Here is a 14,449-nt window from a genome sequence, read left to right as displayed (position 1 = left end):
TACGATAAGATAAAGAATAAAACTTATCTTCTTCACGAGTAGTAACTACTTTTTCAAAAGCTTCTTCAAGAATAGATTTAACTATCATACCTATTTTTAAAACCATATCACTTTCTTTTTTACCATTGGAACTAACAGCTCCTGAGTCTTTACCTCCATGACCAAAATCTAAATACCATTTCATATATGTACCTCCTAAAAGTTATTATTCAGGTAAGATTAGCATAGGAAGTTTTAAGTAGGAAAATAAAGTATTTGAAGAATAGAGTTTAAACATATGTAGTAAAAATATAGAGCAAATAAATTAATTTACATAAATAAAAAACGAGAGTATTAAAAATACCCTCGTTAGCAAACTAATTAGAGTTGGCAGGGCGGCGTATCCTGCATCTCTGGTAACTATCTAAAAGATAGCGTGTTGGGAGCCATTTCCAACCTCAAATCTAATTAATTTATATAAACTATTATAATTTATAACTATCAAAACATATATAAAAATATAGTTTTCAAACTACTAAATTTTACAAAAATCGACAAGATAAAAATGTATAATATATTGTGCTGTTTATATTTAAATAAGGGAAATAGAATTAAATCGAAGCAAGAAAGGTAAAAGCATGAAATTAAGAAAAAGAGTTTTAACATTAGTAGTAGTACTTAGCATAGGGTTAATTGGTTGTTCAAAAGAGGAATCAACTACATCTAGTCAATTGGAGGATACAAATTTAGAATTAGCTGAGAGTAATGATAATGAAACAGAAAAAGATTACACTAGCTATGAATCTTATGATAATTCAGAAGATGAACAAAGTACTGATGAACAATCTTCATTAAGTAGCAATAATGATACAAATACAACAGTATCATCTAGAAACAATAGTAGTAACTATGATAAAGGAGATAATGAGCATATAGGAGAGTATGTATATATAACAAATGGAAATAGTTATTATCACACTATACCTAATTGTAAGTACTTAGAAGGAGCGAGTACATCTTATGTAAAACTTACATCAGATATGAGAAAATTTGAGTGCAACTGTTGGGAAAATCCAGTTGAGTATAACCCACCATCAAGCTCGAGCAATGAGGGGAGTTCTAATGAAACATCTTCATCTAGTGGGAAAACTGTATATATAGCTAAAGGAAATAGCTATTATCACAATTCATCTAGTTGTAAGTTTTTAAATGGAGCAAGTGCTTATGGAGTAGACTTAAATGATGTTGGAGGTAAGCATGCTTGTAACTGTGTAAAGTATTAAATCAAAATACACGACACTAAATTAATTTTTAAGATTGTGAAATTAAATAAGAATGTAAATAGTAGTTTATTTTTAATATATTTGTAGTATAATATAAGTATTAACATGTAAAAAAAGAAACTATAGTCTAGTGGAATAGAGTGTGGTTTCTATGTATTAAATAGAATAACTAATTCTTTCTATTGTGATCACATTTATCACAATAGCTACCACTCTTTCTATTGCCAGTAGAAGAGTGGTTTTTTAATGTATCGTATAAATAACAAGTCAGTATACCAATTATTATGGTATCTGAATTGTGTAATAACAATTTAAAAATTTCCATACCATTCACCTCCTTTCATTAGAAAGTAGGTATTTATCTGTATAGAAATCCACCACTCTTAAACTATAGTTTCTCAGAACCTAATTATACCATATTTTAAAACTGCATTATATAAAAACATAGTATATAAATCACGATAAGAGTTAATAATCCTTATATAGGAAATAATAAGGAGTGATACTATGAGTTCATTTGAAGGTTTTATACATTTGCAGATGTAGCTAGTATGTATAATATAGATCAATCTACATTAAGACATAATGTTGGAAGTAGATTTGTTGATGGAGAAGATGTTAAAAAATTAGGTAAAACTTGGATAGTTAGAGAAGAAGCTTTAGTAAGAGAATTTGGGTTTATTCCAGAAAATAATGAAGAAGCTCCTAATGTAAGAAAAAAGCCAGGAAGAAAAAGTGCATTTGATAAATGTAGAGAAGCTTACTTAAACGGTGAGATTAAATAGTAATGTTAGATATAATCTCTTACAGACATGATTCTTAGATTATATAAAAATATAAAGGCAAGAATACACACGATAAAGCATGTGTGTATTCTTGCCTTTGTTTATTAATTACTTTTTATAATTCAAGTAAACACTTTCTATATACTTAATTAAGTTTTCATTTCCATTTTCACTATCTAATTTTTTCTTTATATTGATTGAACTTGATATATACTTGGGGTTATCCAGTTCTATGAAAGATTCTGCTAATGAATTTACAGTAAGAGTATTTTCATTTAAAGGTTTACTTATATATCCCAATACATATAATCTATTGGCCCAAAATGGTTGGTCTACAGAAAAGGGCATTATTAACTGGGGTTTACCAGACTTCAATGCACTAGCCATAGTTCCAACTCCACCATGATGCATTATTCCTTTTGATAATGGAAATAGCAAGTTGTGTGGGGCATATGGTACTGCCAATATATTTTCTTCATCTTTAAAACTCATTCCACTAATTCCAGTTAAAATAATGGCTTTATTATTACTTTTATCTAAAGCTTTAAGCAAAATATCTTTAAATTTATCTGGATTTTTTAGAGGCATACTGCTAAATGAGATTACTATTGGCTTACTACCTTTTGATATAAATTCCTCAATCTTCTCATCTAGTTTTTCTTCATTACTTTCTAAGAAAACAAATCCAGGCAAATACACTTTATTTTCCCAAGTTTTTATATCTTCAAATAAATATTTACTTACAGGGTAAACAATTGGAATAGGTCTCTTATTAATATCATAAGCGTATATTCCGCTTTTACGCTTAGGCAAATTTAACACATTTTCTCTAAAATCATTTATTTCTTTTATATTAGAAGCATCAGCATATTTAAAAGGAATATAAGTTAACTTATTTATTTTTTTACCTAAATTACCTTGTGAGAATACTACTAAGTTAGGAAATTCTTCTATAGGATATATAAAAGGTACAGGGGATATACATATACAAGGAATATTTAGCTTTAGAGATATATCCTGTGCAGCAAAAGACTTAGGATGATATATTATTATGTCTGCATCTTTAGCACACTTATAGAATTGATCCATAGTTTTTCTGTATGATGGGTTTACTTTTTCTTTAGCGTATTTCAAAGATTTTAGTATATGTTTTTTCCCATTGTTAAATATATTTTGACCTTCTTTTGTTTGTAGTAGGGCCATTAAGTCCAAGTCAGCTTTAGCAAATTCTATGTTATTATCTTCAATAAATGACTTAAAACTTTCACCAGTACAAATTACTACTTCATGATTATATTTTAAGGCTTCAACTCCAAGGGCTACATAAGGTTGTACATCACCACGACTTCCTAATGTAAAGATTGCAATTTTCATATTATCCTCCTTATTTATACACAGCTTCTTTAAGTAAAGAAGTCCAAAGTTTGTACTTTTCCATTATTTCATCAATTTCTATATTTTGATTCATTTTTAATTTGTTTTGTAAATATCCATCTAACATTAGAGATAGCATTTCTATAACTTTGTGCATATCTTCTTCATTTTTGAATTTACTTTTATCTATATTCTTTAGATAATCATAAATATCAAAGTTATCATAAGAAGTAACTTTATTTTTCACTATATCTATTACTCTCTCGTCACTTGAGCAATAGGCAACTACAATAAAGTTTAATATATGAGGATATTTTTCTAGAAGCTTATATTTTTGTTCAATTATATATTCTAAAACTTCAAAAAAGTCTTCAGTTTTTCTACATATGTCTATATCGATATTTGATGATATCATTTTCTGAGAATACTCAAATAAATAGGTGAAATAATTTAATTTATTTTTAAAGTAGTAAAAAAGTAAGCCCTTTGATATGCCTGCTTTACTAGTTATTAAATCTGTAGATGCTTTTTGAAATCCATAAATACTAAAAACTTCAATGCCAGAATTTATAATAGCAAGTTTTTTATCTTCATTTAATTTATTAAATAGTTCAGTCACATTTATCACCTCTATTATTGACCAATTTGGTTAATAACTTAGATTATAATCTTTTGACTATTTTTTTCAAGGCTATGCATATAAAAGGAATAAGATTAGGGTTCATACTAATTTAACTTCATAATATCAACATGTACAAAATTTATAAATAGCAATTATTAGGAAATGAAATAACTACAAAATAGAGGGATAAACTTGAAAGTTTACTGGATAAATTTTAATAAGTTATATAAATTTCAGTTGCACCTATAGACAATTATATGAGAACAACAGGACTTGAAAACTTATTTGCAGGTGGAGAAAAAGTGTAGTATTGCAATTGAAGAATTTGTATCTTATGCTAATGAATAACTTTCTAAATTTAAATAAACCCTTATGGAGACAGGATATAAAATATATAAAGATAAAGAGTCTAGTTATAGACTCTTTTTTGTTTGCATACTTTATAATATACAAATTAAATTTAACTTATTCATAAAATTTATGTACAGGAGATTAACATATGAAATGTAAAAAATTCTAGTTAAAGGAATTGTTCAAGGGGTTGGATTTAGACCGTTTGTATATAATTTAGCATTAGAAAATAATCTAAATGGTAATGTCAAAAACACATGTGATGGAGTATCTATAAATATAGAAGGAAAAAAGAGTCTATAAATATTTTTTATAACCTAAAAAAAAGACATCCTAAATTAGCAAAAATAGAAGAAGTTACTATAGAGTCTAAAGAAATAAAAAATTATGAAAATTTTGAGATAATAAATAGCGATGTAGACGAAAATGGCATAACTGTAATTTCGCCAGATATTGCTATTTGTAATGATTGCATAGAAGATATAAATAATCCAAATGACAAAAGAAGATATAAATATCCTTTTGCTAATTGTACAAATTGTGGACCTAGATTTTCGATAATAAAAAAATTACCATATGATAGAAATAACACCTCTATGAAAAATTTCGAAATGTGCAAACCGTGTTATGAAGAATATCAAAACCCAACAGATCGAAGATTTCATGCACAGCCTACTTGTTGTAAAGAATGCGGACCCAACCTGTATTTACTAGATAGTAGTGGAAGAGAGATTATATTAAAAGGTAATTTGAAAAATCAAACAGAAATGATAATAAAAAAATCAAAAGATCTTTTGAAAGACGGTAAAATAATGGCTATAAAAGGAATAGGTGGATTTCACTTAGTATGTAATGCTAGAGATTCTAAAGCTATAGATACCTTAAGAAAAAGAAAAATAGAAAACGAAACCATTGGCAATAATGATGAGAGACATAGGTGTAGTTAATAAATATTGCAAAATAAATAATAAAGAAAAAGAGATTTTATTAGGAGATAAAAAACCCATTTTAATTCTTAATAAAAAAAGTAATAATCTACCTAACAATATATCATATCAAAATCATACATTAGGAGTAATGCTACCTTACACACCATTACATATTTTATTATTTGATAATGACTTAGACATTCTTATAATGACTAGTGCAAATATTAGTGGGTTACCTATAACCTATAAAAATGCAGATGTTTTAAATAGTCTAAAAAATATAGCTGATTATTTTCTATTACATGATAGGGATATAAATATACCAATAGATGATTCTATAGTAAAAGTTATTATGAATGAAGAAAGAGTAATACGAGCTGGACGAGGGTATTCACCTATGACCTTTAAGAAAAATACAACAAACATATTAGCACTTGGAAGTGAATTTAAAAATACATTTACCATATCAAAGGATTCTCATATTTTTATGAGTCAATATATGGGTAATATGAATTCCATACAAGCTTTAGATAATTATAAAATGAATGTTAATCATTTAAAGCAATTATATGACATAAAAATTAATAGAATAGTTTATGATAAGCACCCTAACTTTTGGCATAAAGATTATATAAATGAATTTAGATGTGAGAAAATTGGAGTATACCACCATCATGCACATATAGCTAGTTGTATGTTTGAAAATAATATAGAAGATAAGGTAATAGGAATAGCCTTTGATGGAAGTGGTTATGGAGAAGATAAAAATATATGGGGTGGAGAGTTTCTAATATGTGACTATAAAACATTTAAAAGAGTTGGACACTTAAAATATATGCAAATGCCTGGAGGGGATAATGCGACAAAAGAGCCATGGAAAATGGCTATAAGTTTGATCAATCAACTAGATTTAAAAGATTTTAATTTTAATATCTTAAATAATATGAAAGATAAAGATTATAAATTTATATTATCAATGCTAAATAATAATATAAATTGTACTTTAACTAGCAGTATGGGAAGGTTATTTGATGGAATATCTGCAATTCTTGGATTTACAAATAAAATAACTTTTGAAGGTGAGGCTTGTATAGAGCTGGAAAACTTGGCTAAACAAAGTATTTATACAAAAGAATATTATAAATTTGAAATACATTGTATAAATCAAATATTCGTTATAAATACGGATTCTATCATAAATGGAATATTACAAGATATGCAAAAACATGTATCTAAATCTGTTATATCTATGAAATTTCATAATACAGTAACAGAGTTTAGTTATATAATATGTACTAAATTAAGAGAATTATACAATATAAATAAAGTTGCTTTAAGTGGTGGAGTTTTTCAAAATGACATAATTTTAGCTAATTTATATAAAAAACTTAGAGCACAGAAGTTTGAAGTATTAACTCATAAACTTTTACCATGCAACGATAGCTCTATATCAATAGGGCAATTAATTGTAGCAAATAATAGAGGTGAAGAGAATGTGTGTAGCCATTCCGGCTAAAGTAATAGAGCTTTATGAAGGAGAGTCTTTAGTAGATTTTGGAAAAATAAAAAAGAGAATAAATACATTTTTTATAGAAGATATAAAAGTGGGAGATTATGTATTAGTTCATGCTGGCTGTGCAATGGAAAAAATAAGCGAAGAATATGCAAAGGAAACTTTAGAGATATTTAAAATGATATGTAAAGAGTTTTAAGGTGGTTTTATAGTGTATATAAATGAATTTAAAAATACTGAAATAGCTAAAAATTTATTAGATAAAATTCATAAAAATTTAGATAAACAAGGTTTAGAAAAAAGAATAAATATAATGGAAGTTTGTGGTACCCACACAAGAGCAATATATAAATCAGGTATAGATAAATTGCTTCCTAAAGATATAAATTTAATATCCGGGCCAGGGTGTCCTATATGTGTGACAGAATCTAATTACATAGATGATGCAGTAATATTGAGTAAACATAAAAATGTTATATTATGTACATTTGCAGATATGCTAAAGGTCCCAGGGAGTATAAATTGTCTTAGCGATGAAAAATCAGAAGGGGCTAATATAAAAGTTGTATACTCTCCTCTTGATTGTATAAACATTGCAAAGAAAAATAAGGAAAAGAAGTAGTGTTTATAGGGGTAGGATTTGAAACAACTACACCTATAATTGCTTTAACTATAAAAAAGCATATGAAAATAATATAAAAAATTTAAGTGTTTTACACTCGCTTAAAACAATGCCAAATGCAATAAAAAATTTAATTCTAGATAAAGAAGTGAATATAGATGGATTTATATGCCCAGGTCATGTGTCAACTGTAATAGGAATAGATGACTTTGATAAATTAGCTAGAAGAAATAAAGTTCCAATGGTTTTATCTGGATTTGAATATGTGGATATAATTTATTCAATATATAGACTATGTGAGATGATAAAAGCTAAGGAGTATAAGTGTGAAAATCAATATAAGAGAGTCGTTAGAAATAGAGGAAATGAACTTTCTAAAAAAATAATAAATGAAGTTTTTAAACCGAGTTGCAGTAATTGGAGAGGACTTGGAATGATTGAAAATACAGGGTTACAGTTTAGAGAAAAGTATATGGAATTTGATGCTAAGTATAAATTTAAACTATGGTTTTCAAACTTTAGATACGGTAATGTTAAGACTGATTGTATATGTGGAGAAATATTAAGAGGAATAAAAAAGCCAAATGAATGTAAGTTATTTAAAAATATATGTACACCGCAAAAGCCAATAGGACCATGTATGGTGTCAGAAGAAGGAGCTTGTGCAAATTTTTATAAATATAAGGAAGGATAATAGGTAATGGATAAAATAACATTAGCTCATGGAAGTGGAGGAGAAGAAACACATAAACTAATTGAAAGTTTATTTTACAAACACTTTGATAATGACATACTTCTTCAAAAAATGATTCAAGTGTAGTAGATAGAATAAGTGGAAATATAGCAATTACTACAGATAGTTTTGTTGTAAACCCTATATTTTTCCAGGAGGGGATATAGGTAAGCTATCTATATGTGGAACGGTAAATGATTTATCTGTAAGTTATGCAAAACCACTTTATATTACGGTTGGATTCATAATAGAAGAAGGTTTCTCAATAAACGCCTTAGAGGAAATAGTAAAATCTATGAAAAAGACTGCAAATTATGCAAATGTAAAAATCGTAGCAGGAGATACAAAAGTAGTAGAAAAAGGTAAGTGCGATAAAATATATATAAATACAACGGGCATAGGATTAATAAAAGATAAATCGCATATAATGTCTAAAAATAATATAAAAGAAGGAGATAAGATAATAATAAGTGGAACTATAGCAGATCATGGGATAAGTATAATGACTAAAAGAGAGTTCTTTGAAGTAGATAGCGAAATAAAAAGTGATTGTGCTTGTCTTAATCATTTAGCAAATGATATTTTAAAAGTTAGTAAGAATATAAAAATAATGAGAGATCCAACAAGAGGTGGACTTGCAAATACTTTAAAAGAAATAGTAAACCTTTCAAATAAAAGTATCCTTTTAAATGAAAAAGATATACCTATAAAAGAGGATGTTCAAAATTTTTGTGAAATGCTTGGGTTAGATCCATTATACACGGCTAATGAAGGTAAATTAGTATGCATTGTGTCAAAAGAGGATGCAGATAAAGTAGTAGAAGTTATGCAAGAAAATGATCTAGGGAAGCAATCAAAAATAATAGGAGAAGTAATATATGATACTAAGCCTAATTTATATATTAAAACTGAGTTAGGAGCAATTAAGACACTTCAAATGGCTCAAGGAGAAAATTTACCAAGAATATGTTAAAGAAGGTAATTAAATAATATGATAAAAGTATTTGGAATTGGAAATATATTATTAGGTGATGATGGAATAGGTGTATATGTAGTTGATAAAATTAAAAATAGCAAAGTATCATTAAAAGAAAATATAGAGTTTATAGTAGGAGAGACAGATTTTTTATATTGTATAAATGAAATACATAAAAAAGATTTAGTTATTATAATAGATAGTACTTATCTAGGGAAAACGTGCGGAAGTATAAGTGTATTTAATTTTAAAGAATGTAATAAATTTATATTAAAATCTAAAACCTCTCATGAAGAAAATTTATTAGATATTTTAATAAAAGAAAAACCCTATATAAACGGATATTTACTAGGGATAGAAATAGATAAAGTTGAGTATTCTTTAAACTTATCAAATAATCTCTTTAATAAGTTTGAATATATATGCAATGACGTTTTAAGCATAATAGAAAATATAATAAATGGGGGATTGTAAATTATGAAAAATCCAAGAAATATGATAGATGAATACAACGATTTAGAAATAAAAGTTGAAAAACCAAATCATTATTATGCAAGATTATTATTAGAAGATTATGCAGGTCAAGTTTCAGAACTTACTGCCTTAACTCAATACTTTAACCATGAAGGTGTCTTATTTAAAAAGTATCCACAAATATCTAACGTTTTAAATGAAATAGGGTTAAAAGAAGTTCTACACTTAAACATACTATCAAAACTTATATATCTTCTTGGAGTTAATCCTAAATATAGAGTAATTAGAGAGGATAGTTTTAGAGTATGGTGGAGCCCAACTTATGTAGAGTATGAAGAAGATTTATTAAAAATAATTGAAATTAATATAGAAGGAGAAAAAAAGGCTATAAGACAATACCAAAATCATTTAGTTCATATAAATGATAAATATATAACGGATTTACTTAAACAAATAATACTAGATGAAAAAGGTCATATAAAAAATTAACAGAAATTCAAAATAACATCAAAAACGGCATATCATATGATTTAAACGATTCGGGTGAAAAATCAAATTTCAGTAATAAAAATATAATTAAAAGACAAGAATTTACGTTAGAAGAAATTAAGCAAAAATATAATGGAAAAGATGGAAATCCATCATATGTAGTAGTAGATGGAATAGTATTTGATGTTACAAATATTGATGAATGGTCAAATGGAAGTCATCATGGTTTAAGTGTAGGAGAAGAACATACTGACTCATTTTATTCATGTCATGGACAAAAGATAGATATGTTAAAGAAAAAACTTCCCATAGTTGGTTATTTAAAAAATAATATAGAGGCGAACATATGAAATGCAGAATTATAGAAAGTAAAAAACACATGCCTATAACTATGGCTAATGTAGCTATAAATAAAATAAGGAAAGAAAATATAAAAAACCAAATTGTATATGGTTAGAGGCATCGGGTTGCTTTGGAGAGGTAATAACTCTTTTAAATGGAGAAGATCCAGATATAATGTACTTCTTAACTGAAATGGTAAATATGAATTTTTTTAATACTATAATGGCTGATCAGGGAGAAAAGGCTTATGAGCGCATTCTTAAAACTTTAGATAGCAAAGAAGATTTAATTCTAATAGTATGCGGAGCAATACCTTTAAAGGAAAATTTTTCGACACTTGTAACATATAAAGGGGAGAAAATAAGTGCGCTTAAACTATTGAAAAAAATAGCTCCTAAGTCAAAAAATATAATCTCTGTAGGAACTTGTGCATGTTATGGAGGGCCAACTGCAGCAAGGCCTAATGTATCAAATTCAGTAGATGTATCTGAGGCGCTAGGTAGCAAATCTGTAATAAGGATACCGGGGTGTCCTGCAAATCCAATATGGATATTAGGGACTTTAGGTTATATAATTTCGTTTGGTAAACCAGAGCTCGATAGTCAGCAAAGACCTGTAGCTTTTTTCTCAACAACCATACATGACAATTGCCCAAGAAGACACTTTTTTGATAATGAAATATTTGCAACTAAACTTGGAGATAAAGAGTGTATGTATAAACTTGGGTGCAGGGGCCCTATTACAAAAACACTTTGTCCACAACATAGATGGAATCAGAGTGATAATTGGCCAATAGGAGACAATACAACCTGTATAGGATGTGCTTCTAGCGGATTTCCAGATGAAATGGAGCCTTTTACAAATTACTAGGGGGTAAGTATGGCAAAAATAATTATAGATCCTGTATCAAGAGTAAGTGGATTGCTTCAGATAGAGGTTGAAATAGAAAATAACAAAATTATAGATGCGAAAAGTAGTGGTATGCAATTTAGGGGATTTGAAACAATGTTTAAAGGAAGACATCCACTTGATATTGTAAGATTAACTCCTAGAATTTGTGGAATATGTTCTACTCACCATGCAACAGTATCTTCCAAGACATTAGAAAATGCACTTAATATAGTACCTGATGAAAATGGAAGCCTTATAAGAGATTTAACTAATGGATTTGAGTTTTTACAAAATCACTTAAGGCATATTTACCAATTTGTATTTCCTGATTATGTTGAACTAAAGGATATTAATCCACTTTATAAAAGTGGAGATAAAGAGAAGTTTGATTATAGACTACCTGAAAACATAAATTCAATTGTAGCAAGTCATTATATCGATTCAATAGAATATAGCAGATTGGCACATAAAGCTATAGCGATTCTTTCAGGTAAAGTTCCTCATAGTCATGGTATATTTGTGGGCGGAACTACAACTAATTTTGATATACAAAAATATCAAGAAATAAAATCTATATTATATAAAATTAAAAACTTTATACAAAATAATCTTATTCCTGATATTTATATAGTTTCAAAATATTATAGTGACTACTTTAACATAGGTAGAGGTTATGGAAATTTAATGTCTACAAATTTATTTTATGAAGATAATATGCCTGTAAAATATGCAGAAGGCGGAGTAATAATAAATGAAACAATTCAAGGTCTGAACGCAAATAATATAGTAGAAAATGTAAAATACACATGGGTTTCTTCAGAAAATAATATAGTGTATCCTAAAAGTGACCCAGCAGAAGTTGATGATAATAAGGAAGATGCATATTCATGGGTAAATGCACCTAGATATAATAGTTATCCTATGGAAGTAGGACCTTTGGCGAGAATGATTATTTCAGGAAATTACAGAAACTCTATATCAGTTATGGATAGATTAATAGCAAGGGTATTAGAAACAGAAAAAATTTGTAAAAGTTTAGAGGGAATATTACAAGTTATTAAACTTCAAAGGGCTAATCAGAATGTAATTGAAATGCCTAAGTATGCTAGTGGAATGTCATTAGAATCAGCTTCAAGAGGTGTATTAGGGCATTTTATAGAAATAGAAAATAAAGTAATTAAAAATTATACCATAATAACTCCATCAGCATGGAATTTATCACCTAAAGATAATAATAACTTAAGGGGACCAGTTGAAGAAGCTTTAGTAGGGTCTAAAATAGATGACATAAGATACGCACCTACCATAATTGGTAGAATAGTAAGATCTTTTGATCCTTGTCTAAATTGTGCCGCACATATAACTAGTGATAAGTACTCAGGGTTTACAATAAAGATAGTATAAAAATAGGAGAATAATATGCATGAAATTTCTGTGGTGTATGATGCTATAAGAATAGCTAGTGAAAATGGACAAAAAAATAATATAAAAAGTATTAATAAGATTTTTATGAGAATAGGAGAATTTAGTTGTATAAATGAAAAGTCTTTAAATTTTGCTTTTGATTTATTAAAAAAGATACTATATGTGAAGATGCAAGTATTATTGTAGAAACAATAAAGGCGAAATCACTATGTAACTATTGTAATGAAGAATTTTTTATAGATTATACAAATAAAATATGCCCAAAATGCAAAAGACATAGCAGTAATATAATTGGGGGGCATGAGATCTTAGTATGGAAAATAGAAGGTGAATAGTATTACAATTCACATAGTTGTAAGTTTTTAAATGAAGAAAGAGATTCTTTCTATTGTCAGTAGAAGAGTGATTTTTTAGTATATAAATCACGAGAATAGTTAGTTTGAAGGGTTATATAAATTTAACTATCTATACTCAATGAATTTTTATAAATAAGTTGATATATATAATGTTTTTTCATTAGTATGAATATTTTTTTATAATTAAAAAATGAAAGCTTTTAAATTATAAAAAATTAAGTTATAATAAGTTGGAATTACAATTATATAGAATGGGGATAGTTAAATGAACTCACAAAGAAAAGGGATATTACTTGCTATAATAGGAGCGGTTATGTGGGGAATTATGGGGATATTTGTAAGAGGACTTTCAGCGGAAAACTTATCTTCATATGAAGTTTCCTTTGTACGTTGTTTGTTAGCAGGAGTTGTTTTTTTATTGATAAAATCAATAAAAGAACCATATATTTTAAAAATTGATTTTAAGGGACTTATTATTTGCTTTATTTATGGAATTATTGCTTATGCAGCAAGTTTTACTTTTTATGGGGTATCAGTAGAAAGAATACCTGTAGCAGTTGCTACTGTATTAATGTTTATGAGCCCTGTATGGGTTGCACTTTTAGGTGTGATAGTTTTTAAGGAAAAGTTAAGTCTACAAACAGTTGTTACAATTGGAATTTGTATTTTTGGAGCAATATTAGTTGCAAACTTAACAGGAGCAAGTGGCGCTAGTATGGATATGGTTGGTATATTAGCAGGACTTGCAAATGGGTTTGGAGTTGCATTACAAATTATGATTCCTAGATACTTTTCAAATAAATATGAAAGAGATACAATGCTTGTATATGGATTTTTAGGAGCAGCAATTGCTTTATCTTTTGTAACAGATTTTTCTTTCATTGCAAATAAGATATCCTCAGGAAATATAAAATTAATGTTTGATTTATTTGGAGTAGGTATATTATGTACAATGGTAGCTAACGTATGTTTTGTTAAGTCAACTCTATACATAGATACTACTACATGCAGTATACTATCTGCTTTAGAAGTAGTTGTTGGTGCAATAGTTGGAATAATAATTTTCAAAGAAACTATGACGGGGATTCAAGTTTTAGGCGCAATTATTGTTGTATTAGCATCATTAGGATCAACAGTTTTAGACTATCTCCAAAATGCAGCAGCTGTGTTAGTTGGATATCTACCACCTACATTAGTAAATTACATTCGTTTTAAGGGAAAAGCAACATCTGAAAAAGAATAATATATTTAAAAGCTTAGGATATTGAATAATAATTCAATATCTTTTTTTGATCAATTTTTAAA

15 protein-coding genes and 4 pseudogenes are annotated in these 14,449 nt (G+C 27.7%); 16 read left to right on the top strand and 3 right to left on the bottom strand.

The genetic code is table 11. The features are described 5' to 3' along the window. A partial coding sequence (locus LEQ07_RS14860; RefSeq protein WP_263331249.1) for an N-acetylmuramoyl-L-alanine amidase occupies window positions 1–184 on the bottom strand: 184 nt, incomplete at its 3' end. 433 nt (window positions 185–617) lie between these two features. Between LEQ07_RS14860 and LEQ07_RS14855 the strand changes: the two genes are divergently transcribed. Further along, window positions 618–1,262: a hypothetical protein gene (locus tag LEQ07_RS14855; RefSeq protein WP_263331248.1), complete on the top strand. Its 645-nt coding sequence runs from the start codon at window positions 618–620 to the stop codon at window positions 1,260–1,262. A gap of 551 nt (window positions 1,263–1,813) precedes the next feature. Next, a complete protein-coding gene (locus LEQ07_RS14850) occupies window positions 1,814–2,047 on the top strand; it encodes a hypothetical protein (protein ID WP_263331246.1) in 234 nt (77 codons plus the stop codon). 108 nt (window positions 2,048–2,155) lie between these two features. On the opposite strand, the gene LEQ07_RS14845 is transcribed toward LEQ07_RS14850, so the two are convergent. Next, complete coding sequence (locus tag LEQ07_RS14845) at window positions 2,156–3,421, bottom strand: glycosyltransferase (protein WP_263331245.1); 1,266 nt, start codon at window positions 3,419–3,421, stop codon at window positions 2,156–2,158. A gap of 10 nt (window positions 3,422–3,431) precedes the next feature. Beyond that, complete coding sequence (locus LEQ07_RS14840) at window positions 3,432–4,040, bottom strand: TetR/AcrR family transcriptional regulator (protein WP_263331243.1); 609 nt, start codon at window positions 4,038–4,040, stop codon at window positions 3,432–3,434. 516 nt (window positions 4,041–4,556) lie between these two features. Between LEQ07_RS14840 and LEQ07_RS23160 the strand changes: the two genes are divergently transcribed. The 14 genes and pseudogenes from LEQ07_RS23160 (at window position 4,557) to LEQ07_RS14770 (ending at window position 14,387) form a co-directional block, all read left to right on the top strand. Then, window positions 4,557–4,697, top strand: a complete 141-nt coding sequence (locus LEQ07_RS23160; RefSeq protein ID WP_263331257.1) for an acylphosphatase — start codon at window positions 4,557–4,559, stop codon at window positions 4,695–4,697. Continuing rightward, window positions 4,664–4,945, top strand: a pseudogene (locus LEQ07_RS23155) (hypothetical protein); the annotation flags it as partial. The gene LEQ07_RS23160 and the pseudogene LEQ07_RS23155, both read left to right, overlap by 34 nt. Window positions 4,946–4,990: 45 nt before the next feature. Beyond that, a complete protein-coding gene (locus LEQ07_RS14830) occupies window positions 4,991–5,341 on the top strand; it encodes a Sua5/YciO/YrdC/YwlC family protein (protein WP_263331241.1) in 351 nt (116 codons plus the stop codon). Then, complete coding sequence (gene hypF, locus LEQ07_RS14825; protein WP_263331256.1) at window positions 5,316–6,839, top strand: carbamoyltransferase HypF; 1,524 nt, start codon at window positions 5,316–5,318, stop codon at window positions 6,837–6,839. Before LEQ07_RS14830 ends, hypF begins: the two co-directional genes overlap by 26 nt. Beyond that, window positions 6,817–7,035, top strand: coding sequence for a HypC/HybG/HupF family hydrogenase formation chaperone (locus LEQ07_RS14820; RefSeq protein ID WP_046822278.1), 219 nt, complete (start codon window positions 6,817–6,819; stop codon window positions 7,033–7,035). Before hypF ends, LEQ07_RS14820 begins: the two co-directional genes overlap by 23 nt. Window positions 7,036–7,047: 12 nt before the next feature. Beyond that, window positions 7,048–8,152: pseudogene (hypD, locus tag LEQ07_RS23150) on the top strand (hydrogenase formation protein HypD). Between the two features lie 178 nt (window positions 8,153–8,330). After that, a pseudogene (hypE, locus tag LEQ07_RS14800) lies at window positions 8,331–9,164 on the top strand (hydrogenase expression/formation protein HypE); the annotation flags it as partial. 18 nt (window positions 9,165–9,182) lie between these two features. Beyond that, complete coding sequence (locus tag LEQ07_RS14795; protein WP_046822275.1) at window positions 9,183–9,641, top strand: hydrogenase maturation protease; 459 nt, start codon at window positions 9,183–9,185, stop codon at window positions 9,639–9,641. Between the two features lie 3 nt (window positions 9,642–9,644). Then, a complete protein-coding gene (locus tag LEQ07_RS14790) occupies window positions 9,645–10,130 on the top strand; it encodes a manganese catalase family protein (protein WP_263331237.1) in 486 nt (161 codons plus the stop codon). 5 nt (window positions 10,131–10,135) lie between these two features. Beyond that, entirely contained in the window at window positions 10,136–10,480 is a 345-nt protein-coding gene (locus LEQ07_RS23145) for a cytochrome b5 domain-containing protein (RefSeq protein WP_442952433.1), read from the top strand. A gap of 97 nt (window positions 10,481–10,577) precedes the next feature. Further along, window positions 10,578–11,342: a hydrogenase small subunit gene (locus LEQ07_RS14785; protein ID WP_317852092.1), complete on the top strand. Its 765-nt coding sequence runs from the start codon at window positions 10,578–10,580 to the stop codon at window positions 11,340–11,342. 9 nt (window positions 11,343–11,351) lie between these two features. After that, window positions 11,352–12,767, top strand: a complete 1,416-nt coding sequence (locus LEQ07_RS14780) for a nickel-dependent hydrogenase large subunit (protein WP_046822274.1) — start codon at window positions 11,352–11,354, stop codon at window positions 12,765–12,767. 15 nt (window positions 12,768–12,782) lie between these two features. Beyond that, a pseudogene (gene hypA / locus LEQ07_RS23140) lies at window positions 12,783–13,123 on the top strand (hydrogenase maturation nickel metallochaperone HypA). A gap of 286 nt (window positions 13,124–13,409) precedes the next feature. Continuing rightward, window positions 13,410–14,387 (top strand): DMT family transporter, encoded by a 978-nt coding sequence (locus LEQ07_RS14770; protein ID WP_263331234.1) that lies wholly within the window; start codon window positions 13,410–13,412, stop codon window positions 14,385–14,387. Window positions 14,388–14,449 lie beyond the last annotated feature (62 nt).

This window comes from Paraclostridium sp. AKS73 (genome assembly GCF_025671395.1).
Classification (GTDB): domain Bacteria; phylum Bacillota; class Clostridia; order Peptostreptococcales; family Peptostreptococcaceae; genus Paraclostridium; species Paraclostridium benzoelyticum.
Note: the sequence above shows the minus strand (reverse complement) of the source record. Positions and strands in the feature narration are given on the sequence as shown.